We start from the raw sequence: 14,661 nt of genomic DNA on the forward strand, positions 1-14,661 counted from the left end.
AATAAGTTTACTTTTAATTTACACATTCCAATTAATCGTAATCAGTTTGTTAGGAGGCACTTAATGAAAAACAATAAAAATGGACTCTTTCGAAGTAGTCTGTTCTATGTTGTGATTGCCATGTTATTTATCGGAGTGCTCTACTTCGTAAGTGGAAATGGAAATACGGGACAAACGCAACAAATTCAATCGAGTCAATTCATTAGTTCATTAAAATCGGAAAAAGTTAAAAACTTCTCAGTTCAACCTTCTGGTGGAGTATATAAGATTAGTGGTGAATATAGAACCGCTCAATCAAGTAGTGATTCAAGTCAAAATACATTCACTCTGGGGGCTGCTAAGAAGTCCAAAGTTACTAACTTCTCAACTACGATTTTAAAGAATAATGCATCTGTTTCAGAAGTTAATAAAGCAGCTAATCAATCCAATACTAAGATGAATGTTAAACCAGCTGAATCAAATAGTTTGTGGCTTAACTTAATTGTTTACATCTTACCAATGATTATGCTGGTATTTTTCTTTTACATGATGATGAATCAAGCTGGTCGTGGTGGCGGTAACGGAATCATGAAGTTTAGCAAGAGCAAAGCTAAACCAACTGATAGTAAGGAAAACAAAGTTCGTTTCTCTGACGTTGCCGGTGAAGAAGAAGAAAAACAAGAATTAGTAGAAGTGGTTGAGTTCTTGAAGAATCCAAAGAAGTATTCTTCATTGGGCGCTACGATTCCACATGGGGTGCTATTAGAAGGACCTCCCGGAACTGGGAAAACGTTATTAGCTAAAGCCGTTGCTGGTGAAGCTGACGTACCATTCTACTCCATTTCTGGTTCTGATTTCGTTGAAATGTTCGTCGGAGTTGGAGCTAGTCGGGTTCGTGATTTGTTCGATCAAGCTAAGAAATCAGCTCCAGCAATCATCTTTATTGATGAAATTGATGCCGTTGGACGTAAGCGTGGTGCTGGTACTGGTGGGGGTCATGATGAACGTGAACAAACCCTTAACCAATTGTTAGTTGAAATGGATGGATTTAGTGGCAATGATGGGGTAATCGTGATTGCTGCTACCAACCGGGCTGATGTATTGGATCCAGCATTGACTCGGCCAGGTCGTTTTGACCGGAAAGTCTTAGTTGGTCGCCCTGATGTTAAGGGTCGTGAAGCCATCCTTAAGGTTCACGCCAAGGGCAAGCCACTTGCTGATAACATTGATTTACATGAAATTGCTAAACAAACCCCTGGATTCGTAGGGGCAGATTTGGCTAACTTATTAAACGAAGCGGCATTACTTGCTGCCCGGCGTGATAAGAAGAAGATTGGTCCTGCCGAATTAGATGAAGCTGAAGACCGGGTAATTGCCGGACCAGCGAAGGCTGACCGAGTAGTTAATAAGCGCGAACAAGAAACTGTTGCTTATCACGAAGCTGGTCATACCATTGTTGGATTGGTCTTAAACGATGCACGGGTTGTCCATAAGGTTACCATCGTGCCACGTGGTCGCGCTGGCGGTTACGCAATTATGCTACCAAAGGAAGACCAACAATTACTATCTAAGAAAAATGCAATGGAACAAATTGCTGGATTAATGGGTGGTCGAACTGCTGAAGAAATTATCTTCAATTCTCAATCATCTGGTGCTTCAAATGATTTTGAACAAGCTACTAACATTGCTCGGGCAATGGTTACTCAATATGGAATGAGTGAAAAGTTAGGGACCGTTCAATTAGAAAATCCAAATCAAGAAGCTTATGCGCAACCACGTTACTCTGACGAAACAGCTGCATTAATTGATTCAGAAGTTCGTCGGATCACTAACGAAGGGCATGAAACTGCACGTAAGATTATTGAAGCTCACCGTGAACAACACAAGGTGATTGCTGAAGCATTGCTTAAGTATGAAACCCTTGATGAAAAGCAAATTCTTAGCTTATACCACACTGGTAAGATGCCAAGCGAAGATAATGAATATCCTAGCGAAGCGGCTTCCTTTGAAGAAACTAAGGAAGAATTAGCAAAGCAAGAAAAAGAACGCGATGCTAAATTCGAATCCGAAGCTGATCAACAAGTTAAGGAAGATGAAGCTAAGCGTCATGACAATGATTATGATGACAAAGATTAAATATTGACTTAAAAAACGTGAGCGATGCATTTGCACTCACGTTTTTTATATATATAATTATTTATAACTTAAATTAAAGAGAGGACGATTTAATATTATGCAAAAAGATCATTTAGTTAAAAGTATTACCAAAGATGGTAAATTTAGAGCATATGCAATTGACGCAACTGGTGTAGTTGCTGAAGCCCAACAACGTCAAGATACTTGGAGTGCTTCTTCTGCGGCCCTTGGTCGTACATTAGTCGGCAGTCTATTGCTATCTGCTTCCGTATTAAAGGGTAAGGAAACCATGACGGTTAAAATTAATGGTGGTGGTCCAATCGGTGCCATGATTGTTGATGCTGATGCTAATGGAAATGTTAAGGGATATATTCAAAAGCCACACGTTCATTTACCATTAAATGACCACCATAAGATTGATGTTGGTAAAGCCGTTGGGGTAAATGGATTCATGCAAGTAATGAAGAGCATGGGTGGCGATGAACCATACACTAGTAACGTTCCCCTTGCTTCTGGTGAAATTGGTGATGACTTTACTTACTACCTTGCTCAATCAGAACAAATTCCATCTGCTGTGGGTGTATCTGTCTTTGTAAATGAAGATAATACAATTAAAGTAGCGGGAGGTTACTTGATTCAAACCCTTCCAGATGCCACTGATGAAGACATTTCTAAGCTTGAAAAACGGTTAAAAGAAGTGCCAATGGTTTCAGAATTATTATTATCTGAACAAACGCCAAAGGATATCTTAAACTTAATTTTTGGTGAAGATAATCTAGATTACTTAACTGATACTCCAGTTAAGTTTACTTGTACTTGTTCTAAGAAGGGCTTCGCTAAAGCACTTTCGAAGATTGATCCAAAGGAAATCAAGAAAATTATCGATGAAGACCATAAAGCAGAATTAGTTTGCCATTTCTGTGGGGCTCGTTATAATTATAACGAAGATGAATTGAAATCAATTCTAACCGTTAGTGAAAAACGGGATGAATTAGAACAAGCACAGAATCATGGTAAAGATAAACATGATCAGGATAATAAGGAGTAATTAAATGAAGAACGATAGTTGGAAAATTGGTAATATTGAAATTCCGAATCGCGTTGTAGTTGCGCCAATGGCTGGGGTAACTAATTCAGCTTTTAGAATTATTTGTAAGAAATTCGGGGCTGGACTAGTGGTCTGTGAAATGATTTCTGATCGTGGATTAATGTATCGGAATAAAAAAACGATGACGATGATTGGGGTTAACCCTGAAGAACACCCAATGAGTATCCAAATTTTTGGTGGTAGTAAGGAAACATTAGTCCAAGCTGCCGAATTCATTGATCAACAAACAGATGCTGATATTATTGATATTAATATGGGTTGTCCCGTGAATAAAGTGGTTAAGACTGATGCTGGTTCTAAGTGGTTATTAGACCCAGATAAAATCTATGAAATGGCGAAGGCAGTTACTAGTGCAGTTGATAAACCCGTTACGCTCAAAATGCGGACTGGTTGGGACAGTGACCATATCTATGCAGTTGAAAATGCACTAGCTGCACAAGAAGCTGGTATTTCCGCTTTAGCAATGCACGGACGGACAAGAGCGCAAATGTATCAAGGTCATTCTAATTGGGATATTTTACATGATGTTGCTAACCACATCTCCATTCCATTTATGGGAAATGGTGACGTTAGAACGCCACAAGAAGCTAAGCAAATGCTTGAAGAAGTTGGTGCCGATGCTGTAATGATGGGGCGTGCAGTTGAAGGAAATCCTTGGATTCTAAAGCAAACGACTCATTATTTAGACACGGGTGAATTATTACCAGAACCAAGTGTTGAAGAAAAAATTCAAACTGCTAAGGATCACCTACACCGATTGGTAGAGCTAAAGGGTGATAGTGTTGGCCCACGTGAATTTAGAGGCCAAGCTGCATACTATCTAAAGGGAATTTCACATTCTGCTCGGACTAGAGCTGCATTGAACAATGCTGATACTGAAGCTGAAATGAATGCAATTTTTGATCAATTCGTAGAAAAGCAAGCTAAACGCGCGGCTAGAATGGCTTAATTCTGTTCTGCAATCGCACGTAGTTTTAAAAAATGATATAATAATGCTGATATCTAAAATTAAAATGGTGTTAGTTTGCCGATTTTAATCAAACAAACGGAGGTTTTATTGTGGCAAAAGAAATGAATGATCAAATGCGCGTTCGTTTTGATAAGATGAACGAGTTACGCCAAGAAGGAATCGATCCTTTTGGTCATGCTTTCAAGAGAACTTATTTAGCTAAGCAACTCCACGCTCAATTTAATGACTTAAGTAAAGAAGACATTGATGAATTGGGCAAGAAGGCCATTATTGCTGGTCGAATGGTTGCTAAACGTGGAAAAGGAAAAGTTGGGTTCGCTGATATTATGGACCGAACTGGCCGGATTCAGATCTATGTTCGAAAAGATGTTGTAGGTGAAGAAAACTACCATATCTTTAAACGTTCTGATATTGGTGATCACCTAGGAATTGAAGGGGACATTATTAAGACTGACATGGGTGAATTAACCATTCGTGCTACTCATGTTACGTTCTTATCTAAGGCATTACGCCCACTTCCAGATAAGTTCCATGGACTTCAAAATAAGGAACAAAAGTACCGTCAACGTTACCTTGATTTAATTTCCAATCCAGAAAGTTTTGAACGGTTCCAAAAGCGGACTAAGATTATTGCCGCAGTTAGAAGTTATCTTAATAACGAGATGAACTGTACAGAAGTTGAAACACCAGTGCTTCATAACCAAGCTGGTGGTGCTAGTGCACGTCCATTTATTACCCATCACAATGCATTGAATATTGATTTATATTTGAGAATTGCTTTGGAATTACCACTTAAACGGTTAATTGTTGGTGGAATGGAACGAGTATATGAAATTGGTCGGGTATTCAGAAATGAAGGGATGGATCCAAACCATAACCCTGAATTTACTGAATTAGAATCATACATTGCTTACTTTGACTTTAAAGATGTAATGGATGAAACCGAAGGAATCTTCAAGGCAGCTGCTAATGCGGTTACTGATGATGGAAAAGTAACCTACCGTGGGGAAGAAATTGACTTTAGTAAACCTTTTGCACGTAAACATATGGTAGATGCAATTAAGGAAGTTACTGGCGTTGATTTCTGGAAAGAAATGACAGTCGAAGAAGCTCGTAAAATTGCTGACGAACATCATGTTCAATATGAATCCTATTGGAAGGTTGGACACATTATCAATGCATTCTTTGAAGAATTTGTTGAAGATACGATTAAACAACCTACCTTTATCTATGGTCATCCAGTGGAAATTTCTCCATTAGCTAAGAAGAATGCTAAGGATCCTCGTTTTACTGATCGATTTGAATTATATATTGCAGGAACTGAATACGGAAACGCATTTACTGAATTAAATGATCCAATTGATCAAAGAGAACGGTTCGAAGCCCAAGCCGCTGAAAAAGATGCTGGTAATGATGAAGCACAAGGAATCGATGAAGATTTCATTGAAGCATTATCATATGGGATGCCTCCTACTGGTGGATTAGGAATTGGAATTGATCGGTTAGTAATGTTATTAACTGATGCAGAATCAATTCGTGATGTTATTTTATTCCCAACAATGCGTCCAGAAGATAATTCACAACCAGAAAAATAATATAAAAAACCTTTCAACCAATTTGGTTGAAAGGTTTTTTATATGAAATTGAATTTTTTTATGGATATTGGTTGACATTTATTTTACGTCGCTGTATAGTAGTTAATGCTGATAAATTGATTAGCAGTTAATAAATGTTTGAGCAACAAATTAAATAATTAATTTTAAAAAGTTGTTGACATTGAATTGCTAATTTGATATTATTAAATAGTTGTCGTTACGAGCGACACACTCAAGTAGATCTTTGAAAACTGAACAAAATTATGACAAAGATGTGTAAGGAACTTCATAATTAATTATGAAGACAAAATCTTATGCGAAGTCAATTCGCTTAAAAGTAACAATATTAGAAGAGCTAAGTTAAGCTTTTCATCTTAAGATGAGAGTTTGATCCTGGCTCAGGACGAACGTTGGCGGCGTGCCTAATACATGCAAGTCGAACGAGTTTCCGTTAATGATAGTTGATGCTTGCATTAACTTGACTTAACATCGAAACGAGTGGCGAACTGGTGAGTAACACGTAGATAACTTGCCCTAAAGCGGGGGATAACATTTGGAAACAAGTGCTAATACCGCATAACAACAAAAACCGCATGGTTTTTGTTTGAAAGATGCGTTTGCATCACTTTAGGATGGATCTGCGGCGTATTAGCTTGTTGGTGGGGTAATGGCCTACCAAGGCAATGATACGTAGCCGACCTGAGAGGGTAATCGGCCACAATGGGACTGAGACACGGCCCATACTCCTACGGGAGGCAGCAGTAGGGAATCTTCCACAATGGACGCAAGTCTGATGGAGCAACGCCGCGTGAGTGAAGAAGGGTTTCGGCTCGTAAAACTCTGTTGTTAAAGAAGAACGGGTATGATAGGAAATGATCATATCGTGACGGTATTTAACCAGAAAGTCACGGCTAACTACGTGCCAGCAGCCGCGGTAATACGTAGGTGGCAAACGTTGTCCGGATTTATTGGGCGTAAAGCGAGCGCAGGCGGTTTCTTAAGTCTGATGTGAAAGCCTTCGGCTTAACCGAAGAAGTGCATCGGAAACTGGGAAACTTGAGTGCAGAAGAGGACAGTGGAACTCCATGTGTAGCGGTGAAATGCGTAGATATATGGAAGAACACCAGTGGCGAAGGCGGCTGTCTGGTCTGTAACTGACGCTGAGGCTCGAAAGCATGGGTAGCAAACAGGATTAGATACCCTGGTAGTCCATGCCGTAAACGATGAATGCTAGGTGTTAGAGGGTTTCCGCCCTTTAGTGCCGCAGCTAACGCATTAAGCATTCCGCCTGGGGAGTACGACCGCAAGGTTGAAACTCAAAGGAATTGACGGGGACCCGCACAAGTGGTGGAGCATGTGGTTTAATTCGATGCTACGCGAAGAACCTTACCAGGCCTTGACATCTCCTGCAAAGCTAAGAGATTAGCCGTTCCCTTCGGGGACAGGATGACAGGTGGTGCATGGTTGTCGTCAGCTCGTGTCGTGAGATGTTGGGTTAAGTCCCGCAACGAGCGCAACCCCTATTATTAGTTGCCAGCATTAAGTTGGGCACTCTAGTGAGACTGCCGGTGACAAACCGGAGGAAGGTGGGGACGACGTCAAATCATCATGCCCCTTATGGCCTGGGCTACACACGTGCTACAATGGACGGTACAACGAGTCGCAAAACCGCGAGGTTAAGCTAATCTCTTAAAGCCGTTCTCAGTTCGGATTGTAGGCTGCAACTCGCCTACATGAAGTTGGAATCACTAGTAATCGTGGATCAGCATGCCACGGTGAATACGTTCCCGGGTCTTGTACACACCGCCCGTCACACCATGAGAGTTAGTAATACCCAAAGTCGGTGTAGTAACCTCTTTTGAGGAGCAAGCCGCCTAAGGTAGGACTGATGATTAGGGTGAAGTCGTAACAAGGTAGCCGTAGGAGAACCTGCGGCTGGATCACCTCCTTTCTAAGGAATAATTCGGAACCTTATACAGTCATAGTTTTGTTTAGTTTTGAGAGGTCTACTCTCAACTTGGTTCTTTGAAAACTAGATAATATTTTAATTTTTCCAAATTGAATTGTATTAAATACAATTTCAACCGAGAACACCGCGTTATTTTGAGTTTTTTAAATAGTTTATTCGTATTTACTCAATTAACCAAATACCACTTCGTGGTAATAGGTTAAGTTATTAAGGGCGCATGGTGGATGCCTTGGTACTAGGAGCCGATGAAGGACGGGACTAACGCCGATATGCTTCGGGGAGCTGTACGTAAGCTTTGATCCGGAGATTTCCGAATGGGGAAACCCAATAATCTTTATCGATTATTACTTAATGACGAATTCATACTCATTAAGAGGCAGACGTGGGGAACTGAAACATCTAAGTACCCACAGGAAGAGAAAGAAAATTCGATTCCCTCAGTAGCGGCGAGCGAACGGGGATCAGCCCAAACCATTGAGTTTACTCGATGGGGTTGTAGGACTGAACATTTGAGTTACCAAAGGATTAGATAGTCGAAAGATCTGGGAAGTTCTGCGACACAAGGTGATAGCCCTGTAGACGAAATCTAATCCCCTCAGTTCAGGATCCTGAGTACGGCAATACACGTGAAACGTTGCCGGAATCCGGGAGGACCATCTCCCAAGGCTAAATACTCCCTAGTGACCGATAGTGAACCAGTACCGTGAGGGAAAGGTGAAAAGCACCCCGGAAGGGGAGTGAAATAGTTCCTGAAACCATGTGCCTACAAGCAGTTAGAGCCCGTTAATGGGTGATAGCGTGCCTCTTGCAGAATGAACCGGCGAGTTATGATAACATGCAAGGTTAAGACGAAAAATCGGAGCCGTAGCGAAAGCGAGTCTGAATAGGGCGTTTTAGTATGTTGTGATAGACCCGAAACCAGGTGATTTACCCATGTCCAGGCTGAAAGTGTGGTAAAACACACCGGAGGGCCGAACCCGTGTACGTTGAAAAGTGCTGGGATGAGGTGTGGGTAGCGGTGAAATTCCAAACGAACTTGGAGATAGCTGGTTCTCTTCGAAATAGCTTTAGGGTTAGCCTTGGAGTCGAGAATCATGGAGGTAGAGCACTGTTTGGATGAGGGGCCCGTCTTGGGTTACTGAATTCAGATAAACTCCGAATGCCATTGATTTATATCCAGGAGTCAGACGATGAGTGATAAGATCCACCGTCGAAAGGGGAACAGCCCAGACCACCAATTAAGGTCCCTAAATATATGCTGAGTGGAAAAGGATGTGGAGTTGCATAGACAACTAGGATGTTGGCTCAGAAGCAGCCACCATTTAAAGAGTGCGTAATAGCTCACTAGTCGAGTGATCCTGCGCCGAAAATTTACCGGGGCTAAGCATATTACCGAGATTGTGGACGTAACTTTGTTACGTGATAGGAGAGCGTTCTAAGGGCAATGAAGTCAGACCGTAAGGACTGGTGGAGCGCTTAGAAGTGAGAATGCCGGTATGAGTAGCGAAAGATCAGTGAGAATCTGATCCACCGAATGACTAAGGTTTCCTGGGGAAGGCTCGTCCTCCCAGGGTTAGTCGGGACCTAAGCCGAGGCTGAGAAGCGTAGGCGATGGATAACAGGTTGAGATTCCTGTACTAGTTAACTATGTTTGAACGATGGAAGGACGTAGGAGGCTAAACTTAGCATCCTGTTGGATATGGATGTTCAAGCACTAAGTCAGGTATTGAGTCAAATGCTTAATATCGAGTTGACAAGGTGTGATGAGGACCGAAATTTAGTAGGGAAGTCGTTGACGTCACACTACCGAGAAAAGTTTCTAGTTAGTAGTTAACTACCCGTACCGCAAACCGACACAGGTAGTCGAGGAGAGTATCCTAAGGTGAGCGAGTGAACTCTCGTTAAGGAACTCGGCAAAATGACCCCGTAACTTCGGGAGAAGGGGTGCTGCACTATGTGCAGCCGCAGTGAAAAAGCTCAGGCGACTGTTTATCAAAAACACAGGTTTCTGCAAAATCGTAAGATGAAGTATAGGGGCTGACGCCTGCCCGGTGCTGGAAGGTTAAGTGGATGAGTTAGCTTCGGCGAAGCTCAGAAACGAAGCCCCAGTAAACGGCGGCCGTAACTATAACGGTCCTAAGGTAGCGAAATTCCTTGTCGGGTAAGTTCCGACCCGCACGAAAGGCGTAACGATCTGAGCACTGTCTCAACGAGAGACTCGGTGAAATTGAGATACCTGTGAAGAAGCAGGTTACCCGCGACAGGACGGAAAGACCCCATGGAGCTTTACTGTAACTTGATATTGGGTGTTTGTATAGCTTGTACAGGATAGGTAGGAGCCATAGAAGTCGGAACGCTAGTTTCGATGGAGGCATTGGTGGGATACTACCCTCGCTGTATGAACACTCTAACCCGCACCACTCATCGTGGTGGGAGACAGTGTCTGGTTGGCAGTTTGACTGGGGCGGTCGCCTCCTAAACAGTAACGGAGGCGCCCAAAGGTTCCCTCAGAATGGTTGGAAATCATTCGACGAGTGTAAAGGCAGAAGGGAGCTTGACTGCGAGACATACAGGTCGAGCAGGGACGAAAGTCGGGCTTAGTGATCCGGTGGTACCGTATGGAAGGGCCATCGCTCAACGGATAAAAGCTACCCTGGGGATAACAGGCTTATCTCCCCCAAGAGTTCACATCGACGGGGAGGTTTGGCACCTCGATGTCGGCTCATCGCATCCTGGGGCTGTAGTTGGTCCCAAGGGTTGGGCTGTTCGCCCATTAAAGCGGTACGCGAGCTGGGTTCAGAACGTCGTGAGACAGTTCGGTCCCTATCCGTCGCGGGCGTAGGAAATTTGAGAGGAGCTGCTCTTAGTACGAGAGGACCGGAGTGGACATACCGCTGGTGTACCAGTTGTGCCGCCAGGCGCATCGCTGGGTAGCTATGTATGGATGAGATAAACGCTGAAAGCATCTAAGTGTGAAACCCACCTCGAGATGAGATTTCCCATTCCTTTATGGAAGTAAGACCCCTGAGAGATGATCAGGTAAATAGGTTGGAAGTGGAAGTGCAGTGATGCATGGAGCGGACCAATACTAATCGGTCGAGGACTTAACCAAGTAAGGTAGTTCTCACGGAAGAATAAAATATTATCTAGTTTTGAGAGAACGAAGTTCTCACAGTTAAATAGTGTGGTGATGATTGCCAGAAGGATACACCTGTTCCCATGTCGAACACAGCAGTTAAGCTTCTGTACGCCAAAAGTAGTTGGGGGATCGCCCCCTGCGAGGATAGGACGTTGCCACGCAGATTATTCCGGCATAGCTCAGTTGGTAGAGCACCTGACTGTTAATCAGGTTGTCGACGGTTCGAGCCCGCCTGCCGGAGTTATAATTAGATATGGTGCTAACCTTTTTGTTAGCACCTTTCTATTATAATCCTGCCGGCTTAGCTCAGCTGGTAGAGCATCGGTATCGTAAACCGAGGGTCACAGGTTCAAGTCCTGCAGCCGGCATAATATAGCCGTTAGCAATTATTTCAAAAAAAATTGAAATTTACTATTGACTATCTGGTTATATTTAGGTATTATATTAATTGTCGTTTGATACGATACTTCTCATTACGGAGGGGTAGCGAAGTCTGGCTAAACGCGGCGGACTGTAAATCCGCTCCTTCGGGTTCGGTGGTTCGAATCCACTCCCCTCCATATTATTGGGCTATAGCCAAGTGGTAAGGCAACGGGTTTTGATCCCGTGATGCGCTGGTTCGAACCCAGCTAGCCCAATCTCAAAGCTGATTAACAATTTAGTTAATCAGCTTTTTTAGTGCCAATATATTGATTGATATCTGATACATAAAATGACTATAATGATAGTAAGTTGCTGTATAGAGGAGATTGTTAATTTGAGCTCACCTATTTATATCCAAATTCATAATGTAATTAAACGTAAAATTGAAGATCACGAATGGAAGATTGGTGACCGAATTCCTTCAGAACGGGAGCTAGCTGCTCACTTTGATGTCAGTCGAATGACATTACGACAAGCAGTTCAAACGCTAGTGGATGAGGGCATTTTAGAGCAGCACGTTGGTTCTGGAACGTTTGTTGCTAATTCTAAAGTTCAAGAAAAAATGTCCGGAGTAACGAGTTTCACTGATATTATGGTTGCTCAAGGCAAGCAACCTTCTAGTAAGACCATTTCATATCACTTAATGGATCCATCATTAAGTGAAATGGAGAAGTTAAAATTAACATCCAGTGATCGCGTTTTACGAATGGAAAGAATTCGGTATGGTGATGGTGTTCCAATTTGCTTTGAGATTGCAACGGTCCCAGAAGATATTGTTGATGGCTTAAGCAAATCAGACGTCACCAGCTCTTTATATCGCGCCTTAGAGGAAAAGAAAGACCTGGTGCCTAGAAAGGCCCATCAAACGGTTTCTGCGATGCTAGCATCGGAAAGAATTGCTAATTATTTAGATATTAAGAAGGGTGACTCAATTTTACAATTACGCCAAATCACCTACCTGCAAAATGGGAAACCTTTTGAATATGTTCGAACTCAATATGTTGGGAAACGATTTGAGTTTTACTTAGAAAAATAAAAAATCACGATTTGGAAAATTATCCAAGTCGTGATTTTTTAGCTTTGCGAATTAATTTTAAGTATTTAGGAATCACCATTAACCGTGGTAATCGACTAGGTTCACTAATTAAGCGGTATAACCACTCCAAATGGTGATTAATCCAAAACTTTGGGGCTCGTTTAGTATTACCTGATAAAACATCAAAACTGCCACCTAATCCAATCCACAATCCATTATTTAAATGGCGATATTTGGCAATAAATGCTTCTTGTTTAGGCGAACCAAGCGCTGCAAAGACCATATCTGGTTGAGTTTGCTTAATTTCATCAGCAATTGATTGTTCATCATCAAAATAGCCATCATGCATTCCGCTGATTTTTAAATTCGGATAATCACTTGCTAACACCGCTTTTAAGTCTTCAATTACGTTTGGTTTAGCGCCAACAAAGTATGCTGATTTATGATTTTGATTGCCCCAATCAAGCATTGCCTTAAAGATATCAAATCCAGTAATGCGCTCTTGAATGGGCGTATTAAGCATTTCAGAGGCTTTGATAATGCCAATTCCGTCAGGCGTAATAAAATCTGCTCCTGATATGATTTTTTGGTATTCAGGGTGTTCATGAGCGTAATAAGCAATTTCTGGGTTGACGGTTACGATAAAAGTGTTGGAACGGTCGTTGGTTCTTTCTTGAATAATATTCAAAAAATGGTTAAAGTTAGTATTAATATATGAAATATTTAAAATTGCGGTTCTTTTTAGCTTATCGGTCAATAAAACCATCCTTTCAATGTATAATGTTAATTATAGTTGATAAAAGCGGTTTATCAAACATTATTTTCGAGGTGTAAAAATGTCACTTAAGGACTATACAAATTTAACGCTTCATACTGATGATTATGAAATCAATATGATGCAAACTTACTTTTCTAAAAAAATGCATAATCGGCGCGCGGTTTTTGAAGTTTTCTTTCGGAAAATGCCATTTAAAAATGGGTATGCCGTCTTTGCAGGTCTCGAACACGTGATTGATTATATTAATAATCTTCACTTTACAGATGATGACATTAAGTACCTAGCAGCAAATGGTGAATATACTCCTGAATTCTTAGACTTTTTAAGAAACTTCAAGTTTAAAGGAACTATTCGCTCTGCACAAGAGGGGGACTTAGTATTTAATAATGAACCCATTATGCAAGTCGAAGGTAGCTTAGCTGAATGTCAATTAGTTGAAACGGCAATTCTAAACATTGTTAATTACCAAACCCTAGTTGCAACTAAGGCTTCCCGGATTAGACAATCTGTTGGTGATGACTTATTGATGGAATTTGGATCTAGAAGAGCTCAAGAAACGTCGGCTGCTTTGTGGGGGACTAGAGCTGCATTTATTGGTGGGTTTAACTCCACTTCAAACGTATTAGCGGGCCAAGCGTTTGGAATTCCAATCAGTGGTACGCATGCTCATTCACTAGTTGAAACGTTTAGACATGATTACGATGCTTTTAAAGCGTATGCTGAAACGCATCATGATTGTGTATTCTTAGTTGATACTTACGATACGTTGAAGAGTGGCGTCCCAAATGCCATCAAGGTTGCTAAGGAAATGGGCGATAAAATTAACTTCGCGGGCGTTCGAATTGATTCAGGAGATATGGCTTACTTATCCAAGCGGGTTCGTGAGATGCTAGATGAAGCTGGATTTAAAGATACTAAGATTATTGCTTCTAATGACCTGGATGAAAATACGATTACTAGTTTGAAGATGCAAGATGCTAAAATTGACATTTGGGGCATTGGAACGAAGTTAATTACAGCGTTCGATCAACCAGCACTAGGGGCCGTTTATAAAATGGTTTCTGTTGAAAATGCAGATGGTACTATGCGAGATACAATTAAGCTTTCTAATAATGCGGCTAAGGTATCGACTCCTGGTAAGAAACAAGTTTGGCGAATTAATAAGCGTTCAGATGGTAAGTCTGAAGGTGATTACATCGCATTAAGTGATGAAGATCCACGTAAACAAGATAGCCTATACATGTTCCATCCTCAGTTTACTTACATTAATAAGACGTTAACTGATTTTGAGGCCACCCCACTGCTTAAGACAATTTATGAAAATGGCCAACAAGTTTATGAACTACCTGATTTAAAGGCTATTCAAGAACACGCTAATAAATCATTAGCTTCCCTTTGGCCTGAATACAAACGGGAATTAAATCCACAAGACTATCCAGTTGATTTATCTAAAAAGTGTTGGGAAAATAAAAATAAGTTAATTAAAGAAGTTCATGACTATGTGCAAAAACTAAATTATTAATTTAAT

The 14,661-nt window shown here is 41.4% G+C and carries 7 protein-coding genes, 4 tRNA genes and 3 rRNA genes; 13 read left to right on the top strand and 1 reads right to left on the bottom strand.

Annotated elements, in window-relative coordinates:
* Positions 1 to 63: 63 nt before the first annotated feature.
* The 12 genes from ftsH (at position 64) to R4146_RS03270 (ending at position 12,355) form a co-directional block, all read left to right on the top strand.
* Positions 64 to 2,115 (top strand): ATP-dependent zinc metalloprotease FtsH, encoded by a 2,052-nt coding sequence (ftsH, locus tag R4146_RS03215; RefSeq protein WP_339960007.1) that lies wholly within the window; start codon positions 64 to 66, stop codon positions 2,113 to 2,115.
* A gap of 97 nt (positions 2,116 to 2,212) precedes the next feature.
* Complete coding sequence (gene hslO / locus R4146_RS03220; protein ID WP_339960008.1) at positions 2,213 to 3,163, top strand: Hsp33 family molecular chaperone HslO; 951 nt, start codon at positions 2,213 to 2,215, stop codon at positions 3,161 to 3,163.
* A gap of 4 nt (positions 3,164 to 3,167) precedes the next feature.
* Entirely contained in the window at positions 3,168 to 4,172 is a 1,005-nt protein-coding gene (gene dusB / locus R4146_RS03225; protein ID WP_339960009.1) for a tRNA dihydrouridine synthase DusB, read from the top strand.
* Between the two features lie 122 nt (positions 4,173 to 4,294).
* The gene (lysS, locus tag R4146_RS03230) at positions 4,295 to 5,788 is read left to right on the top strand and encodes a lysine--tRNA ligase (RefSeq protein WP_339960646.1); all 1,494 of its coding nucleotides are present in this window, start codon (positions 4,295 to 4,297) and stop codon (positions 5,786 to 5,788) included.
* A 375-nt stretch (positions 5,789 to 6,163) separates the two neighbouring features.
* A 16S ribosomal RNA gene (locus R4146_RS03235) occupies positions 6,164 to 7,739 on the top strand.
* 215 nt (positions 7,740 to 7,954) lie between these two features.
* Positions 7,955 to 10,869, top strand: a 23S ribosomal RNA gene (locus R4146_RS03240).
* Positions 10,870 to 10,940: 71 nt separating this feature from the next.
* A 5S ribosomal RNA gene (gene rrf / locus R4146_RS03245) occupies positions 10,941 to 11,057 on the top strand.
* The 16S, 23S and 5S rRNA genes sit together here with 4 tRNA genes alongside, the layout of an rRNA operon.
* A gap of 7 nt (positions 11,058 to 11,064) precedes the next feature.
* Positions 11,065 to 11,137 (top strand) — tRNA-Asn (locus R4146_RS03250).
* Between the two features lie 54 nt (positions 11,138 to 11,191).
* Positions 11,192 to 11,264 (top strand) — tRNA-Thr (locus tag R4146_RS03255).
* 109 nt (positions 11,265 to 11,373) lie between these two features.
* Positions 11,374 to 11,456, top strand: a tRNA-Tyr gene (locus R4146_RS03260).
* Between the two features lie 6 nt (positions 11,457 to 11,462).
* A tRNA-Gln gene (locus R4146_RS03265) sits at positions 11,463 to 11,534 on the top strand.
* Positions 11,535 to 11,653: 119 nt separating this feature from the next.
* Positions 11,654 to 12,355 (top strand): GntR family transcriptional regulator, encoded by a 702-nt coding sequence (locus R4146_RS03270; protein ID WP_339960010.1) that lies wholly within the window; start codon positions 11,654 to 11,656, stop codon positions 12,353 to 12,355.
* A gap of 19 nt (positions 12,356 to 12,374) precedes the next feature.
* On the opposite strand, the gene R4146_RS03275 is transcribed toward R4146_RS03270, so the two are convergent.
* Positions 12,375 to 13,112: a WecB/TagA/CpsF family glycosyltransferase gene (locus tag R4146_RS03275; RefSeq protein ID WP_339960011.1), complete on the bottom strand. Its 738-nt coding sequence runs from the start codon at positions 13,110 to 13,112 to the stop codon at positions 12,375 to 12,377.
* Positions 13,113 to 13,191: 79 nt separating this feature from the next.
* Here R4146_RS03275 and R4146_RS03280 point away from each other — a divergent pair, with 79 nt between their 5' ends.
* Positions 13,192 to 14,655, top strand: coding sequence for a nicotinate phosphoribosyltransferase (locus R4146_RS03280; protein WP_339960012.1), 1,464 nt, complete (start codon positions 13,192 to 13,194; stop codon positions 14,653 to 14,655).
* The last annotated feature ends 6 nt before the right edge of the window (positions 14,656 to 14,661 follow it).

It is taken from the genome of Nicoliella lavandulae (genome assembly GCF_037546185.1).
Classification (GTDB): Bacteria; Bacillota; Bacilli; order Lactobacillales; family Lactobacillaceae; genus Nicoliella; species Nicoliella lavandulae.

What these genes read in the sequence shown, in the direction of transcription:
- ftsH (WP_339960007.1), top strand. Translation starts at nt 64, where the DNA reads ATGAAAAACAATAAAAATGGACTCTTTCGAAGTAGTCTGTTCTATGTT.
- hslO (WP_339960008.1), top strand. Translation starts at nt 2,213, where the DNA reads ATGCAAAAAGATCATTTAGTTAAAAGTATTACCAAAGATGGTAAATTT.
- dusB (WP_339960009.1), top strand. Translation starts at nt 3,168, where the DNA reads ATGAAGAACGATAGTTGGAAAATTGGTAATATTGAAATTCCGAATCGC.
- lysS (WP_339960646.1), top strand. Translation starts at nt 4,295, where the DNA reads ATGAATGATCAAATGCGCGTTCGTTTTGATAAGATGAACGAGTTACGC.
- R4146_RS03280 (WP_339960012.1), top strand. Translation starts at nt 13,192, where the DNA reads ATGTCACTTAAGGACTATACAAATTTAACGCTTCATACTGATGATTAT.